Genomic DNA, 4,428 nt, shown 5'->3' with positions numbered 1-4,428 from the left:
CCGCCGCAGCCGCTCCCCGCCGCATGAGCAAGCGCCTGCAGTCCAACCTCATCACCTATGGCATCATTGTCGGGTTCTTCGTCATCATGACCGCGCTTGACGCCACGGGCATCCTCACCAACTCGCTCGCAGGCCAGCTGATTCCCATCTGCGCCTACGTGTGCATGGCCGTGTCGCTCAACCTCGTCGTGGGCATCTCCGGCGAGCTGTCGCTGGGCCATGCTGGCTTCATGAGCGTGGGCGCCTTCTCGGGCGTCGTCGTCTTCTCGCTCGTGGGCGGCATGGTGGGCAACGGCCTTCTCGCCTACGCCATCGCGATCGTGGCCGCCGCGCTGCTCGCCGCCGTCGCCGGCTTCATCATCGGCATCCCGGTCATGCGCCTGCGCGGCGACTACCTTGCCATCGTGACCCTGGCCTTTGGCGAGATCATCAAGAACATCCTCAACAACCTCTACGTTGGCCTCGACGCCTCCGGCCTGCACTTCTCGATGACCGACGCCAAGTCGCTGGGCATGCAGGGCGGCACGCTGCTCATCAACGGCCCGCAGGGCGCCACGGGCATCAACAAGATGTCGACGTTCGTTATCGGCATCGTGCTCGTGCTCATCACCGTCACGGTTGTGCTCAACCTCGTGAACAGCCGCTCGGGCCGCGCCATCATGGCCGTGCGCGACAACCGCATCGCCGCCGAGTCCGTGGGCATCAACGTCACCAAGTACCGCCTCGTCGCCTTCGTCGTGGCCGCCGCCCTTGCTGGCGCCGCCGGCTGCTTCTACGCGATGGGCTACAGCTCGATCGTCCCCAAGAAGTTCGACTTCAACACCTCGATCCTAGTGCTGGTCTTCGTCGTGCTGGGCGGCATGGGCAACATTCGCGGCTCGATCATCTCCGCGGCGCTGCTCACCGTGCTGCCCGAGATGCTGCGCGCCATCTCCGACTGGCGCATGCTCATCTACGCCGTGGTGCTGATCCTCGTCATGATCGTCTCGAACAACCCGCTGCTGCGCCAGTTCGTTGACACCTTCAAGGCCAAGTTCAAGCGTCCGGCCAAGGTTGCCGAGAAGGGAGGCGAGGCCAGTGAGCGCTAAGACCAACGCCTTCGAGCGCCACGCCGCCGAGCGTCGCGAGCACACCAAGATGGTGCCGCTGCCCACCGACTCGATCGTTCCCGAGCGCGACGTCAACGAGCGCCCCGTCCTCGAGTGCCGCCACCTCGGCATCGAGTTTGGCGGACTCAAGGCCGTCGACGACTTCAACTTCGCCGTGGGCAAGACCGAAATCGCGGGCCTCATTGGCCCCAACGGCGCCGGCAAGACCACCGTGTTCAACCTGCTCACGAAGGTCTACCAGCCCACGCACGGCATGGTCATGCTCGACGGCATCGACACCGCTGGCATGGACGCGGCCGCCGCGAGCCGCCTGGGCGTGGCCCGCACCTTCCAGAACATCCGCCTCTTCTCGTCGCTGTCCGTCGAGGACAACGTCAAGATCGGCCTGCACAATGAGGTCAAGGAGGGCATGTGGAGCTCGATGCTCCGCCTGCCGGCCTACTGGAGTGCCGAGAAGCAGATGCACGAGCGTGCCCTCGAGCTGCTCGACGTCTTTGACATGAGCGTCTACGCCAACCACATCGCGGGGTCCCTGCCCTACGGCGCCCAGCGTCGCCTCGAGATCGTGCGCGCGCTTGCCACCAAACCCAAGCTGCTGCTGCTCGACGAGCCGGCCGCCGGCATGAACCCGTCCGAGACGGCCGAGCTCATGGACAACATCCGCAAGATTCGCGACCAGTTCCAGATTGCCGTCATGCTCATCGAGCACGACATGGACCTGGTCATGGGCATCTGCGAGGGCATCGCCGTCCTCAACTACGGCAAGATCATCGCCAAGGGCACGCCCGAGCGGATCCAGAGCAACCCGCAGGTCATCGAGGCTTACCTCGGCAAGCAGGATGAGGAGGCCTAGCATGAGCATCCTTCACGTTGACGACCTCAACGTCTACTACGGCTCGATCCACGCGGTGAAGGGCATCTCGTTTGATGTCGAGGAGGGCGAGATCGTGACCCTCATCGGCGCGAACGGCGCCGGCAAGTCCACGACGCTCAACACCGTCGCGGGCCTGCTCAAGCCCCGCGAGGGCAAGGTGGAGTTCGAGGGCGAGAGCCTGCTGGGCATCCCGCCGCACACCATCGTGAGCAAGGGCATGGCCCTGTGCCCCGAGGGTAGGCGCGTGTTTTTGCAGATGAGCGTTCGCGAGAACCTCGAGATGGGCGCCTTCACCCGTAGGGACTCGGCCGAGATCGCCGACTCGCTCGAGATGGTGTTCGACCGCTTCCCGCGCCTCAAGGAACGCGAGGGGCAGAGCGCCGGCACCCTGTCGGGCGGCGAGCAGCAGATGCTCGCCATGGGTCGCGCCCTCATGAGCAAGCCGCGCCTGCTCATGCTCGACGAGCCGTCGATGGGCCTGGCGCCCATCCTGGTGCAGGAGATCTTCAACATCATCAAGTCCCTGCACGAGACGGGCACGACGGTTCTGCTGGTCGAGCAGAACGCACGCATGGCCCTGTCCGTGGCCGACCGCGCCTACGTGCTCGAGACCGGCCGCGTGTCGATGAGCGGCAACGCCGCAGACCTCGCGAACGACGACCGCGTGAAGCAGGCCTACCTCGGCGGCTGATGCGTCGTTGGTGCGCTGCTCCGGCCGTTGCACGTTTCTCGTGCTAGGCGGCATGCGACGCCCGTGCGGCCTGTACGAGGCTGTCGTCCCGGCGACTTGGCACGTTTCTCGCATAGGGATCGCTCCCAGCGACCTAACGCGTTTCTCGCACATAGTGAGCGCCTGAGCGCCCAGCCCGGCATCCGTCCGCGGCTGGGCGCTTCTATTGTCCGAGTCGCAGCCGCCATCGCATCCCGTCCGCTCATCCAAATTACGCGTTTGGAGGCCTCTAAATGTGTAATGCGGACGAGCGGATGGAGTAAATGCGTCATTTGGACGAGTCGATGACCGGAGCAGTGGGCCAGGTCCTCGGAATTCCAAACTGCTCGAGCTTCGCCACGAGTCGCTGCTCGTCCTTTACGTCGTCCCAGGTGAAGCGCAGCACGCGGTCAACGGCGAGCGTGAGCTGCGACTCGCGGATGCGCTCGTTGCTCATGACCTTCACGGCGCTTTGCCCCTTTGTCAGCTCGGGGCTCGTGTACTTCTCGAGCCCGTCGAGCTCGCCGGCCACTCGCGTTCCATCAGCGAGCACCCAAATGTAGTCACAACGCCAGCTTTTGCCCTTCCTGGAGGGGTCGCCAACAACAACCTGCAGTTCGGGCAGCATGAATCCGTGTTCGATCATGACGGCGCGCGCGATCGACTCGCCCCCGCTCTCGCTGCGGGAATCGGCCCAGCGGATGGTCTCGAGCGCCTGGCGTAGCCCCGGGCGCCTGCGCCCTCGTTCGCGTACCAGCCTCTCGAGCCGCTCGCCGTCGTTGCCGAGACGGGCTAGAGCCGCGTCCGCGATGGCGAGGCCGTCTTTGAAGTCGAACGCTAGCAGGCAATCGACGATGGTGTCCTCAAGCGAGGTGCACCTTACGCCTCCGATGGTTGCCTCGTCCATGAGGCTGGCTCGCTTGTGATAGTGCCGCTGCGTCTTAACCCCGCTCTTGCTTCGTGGAATTGGCTCTCCCGTGAGGATGTGGGCCCGCTTCAGATGCCGCCACGAGACTGGCAGCCCATGCATGACCGCCGCACTTGCGTGGCAAAAAATCCAGCCGGGGTGGAGCTTCGCCAACCCACGGATGATATGCCGTTCGCGCTCCGCTTTGCCGAGCCTTTCCCAATAGGCCTTTCTAGCATAGAGACGTGGCCTTGGGTTCGTAAGCTTGCCACCGACGCGTCTTTCGAGCGCCTCTTGCAATGCTCTGTCGCTTACCGCAAGGCAGCTCTTGCTGCTCTCCGACATGTTGAGCAGTCGATTGATTTCGCGGTCTCGCTTAATGCTCATGCGGCCTCCATCTTCATCTTTAATCGGAGGCTAGCAGGCGCATCTAACAGAATTCCGTGCGCGACCTAACAGGAATCTAACATCGCAGGTAATGCTGTTGATGCAAGCGGGCTAGCGCGCGCCGCGGGCGGCGGTCGCTGACTCGGACGGGCGGGCGCACCGGCGCGAGGCTTTATCCGTTCGTCAGTTTTACGTGTTGCAATTCTTCGCTCAACCGAATTACGCATCTAGAGGTCTTTGAATGCGTAATTCGGATGAGTCGTTGAGATGGGTGCGTAGATTGGACGAATCGATAAGGGCCGATGCGTAATTCGGATGAACCGGTGTGTGGGCGGCCTCCACGATGCCGTCTCATCTGGTCGAAAAGTGCGTTGTGATCGAGGGGCATGAAAGCGGTCGGGGCATTGCTTTGGTAACTGATTCATCCTCTTTACGTGTTGAG

Annotated in this window: 4 protein-coding genes; 3 read left to right on the top strand and 1 reads right to left on the bottom strand. The window is 63.4% G+C overall.

Annotation, left to right across the window (positions count from 1 at the left end):
- Positions 1 to 23 precede the first annotated feature (23 nt).
- From AC1VTH_RS06935 to AC1VTH_RS06925, 3 genes are read left to right on the top strand one after another with little or no spacing between them, the layout of a single operon-like run.
- Positions 24 to 1,088, top strand: coding sequence for a branched-chain amino acid ABC transporter permease (locus tag AC1VTH_RS06935; RefSeq protein ID WP_481335424.1), 1,065 nt, complete (start codon positions 24 to 26; stop codon positions 1,086 to 1,088).
- Between the two features lie 49 nt (positions 1,089 to 1,137).
- Positions 1,138 to 1,962 carry an ABC transporter ATP-binding protein gene (locus AC1VTH_RS06930; RefSeq protein ID WP_481335423.1) on the top strand — a complete coding sequence of 275 codons (825 nt, stop codon included), beginning with the start codon at positions 1,138 to 1,140 and terminating at the stop codon, positions 1,960 to 1,962.
- A 1-nt stretch (position 1,963) separates the two neighbouring features.
- Complete coding sequence (locus tag AC1VTH_RS06925; RefSeq protein ID WP_293673435.1) at positions 1,964 to 2,674, top strand: ABC transporter ATP-binding protein; 711 nt, start codon at positions 1,964 to 1,966, stop codon at positions 2,672 to 2,674.
- Between the two features lie 307 nt (positions 2,675 to 2,981).
- Here the strand turns inward: AC1VTH_RS06925 and AC1VTH_RS06920 are convergent, their stop codons facing one another.
- Positions 2,982 to 3,599, bottom strand: a complete 618-nt coding sequence (locus AC1VTH_RS06920) for a hypothetical protein (RefSeq protein WP_481335422.1) — start codon at positions 3,597 to 3,599, stop codon at positions 2,982 to 2,984.
- Positions 3,600 to 4,428 lie beyond the last annotated feature (829 nt).

The organism is Parolsenella sp. (assembly GCF_982402205.1).
Note: the sequence above shows the minus strand (reverse complement) of the source record. Positions and strands in the feature narration are given on the sequence as shown.

What these genes read in the sequence shown, in the direction of transcription:
- AC1VTH_RS06935 (WP_481335424.1), top strand. Translation starts at nt 24, where the DNA reads ATGAGCAAGCGCCTGCAGTCCAACCTCATCACCTATGGCATCATTGTC.
- AC1VTH_RS06930 (WP_481335423.1), top strand. Translation starts at nt 1,138, where the DNA reads ATGGTGCCGCTGCCCACCGACTCGATCGTTCCCGAGCGCGACGTCAAC.
- AC1VTH_RS06925 (WP_293673435.1), top strand. Translation starts at nt 1,964, where the DNA reads ATGAGCATCCTTCACGTTGACGACCTCAACGTCTACTACGGCTCGATC.
- AC1VTH_RS06920 (WP_481335422.1), bottom strand. Translation starts at nt 3,599, where the DNA reads ATGGACGAGGCAACCATCGGAGGCGTAAGGTGCACCTCGCTTGAGGAC.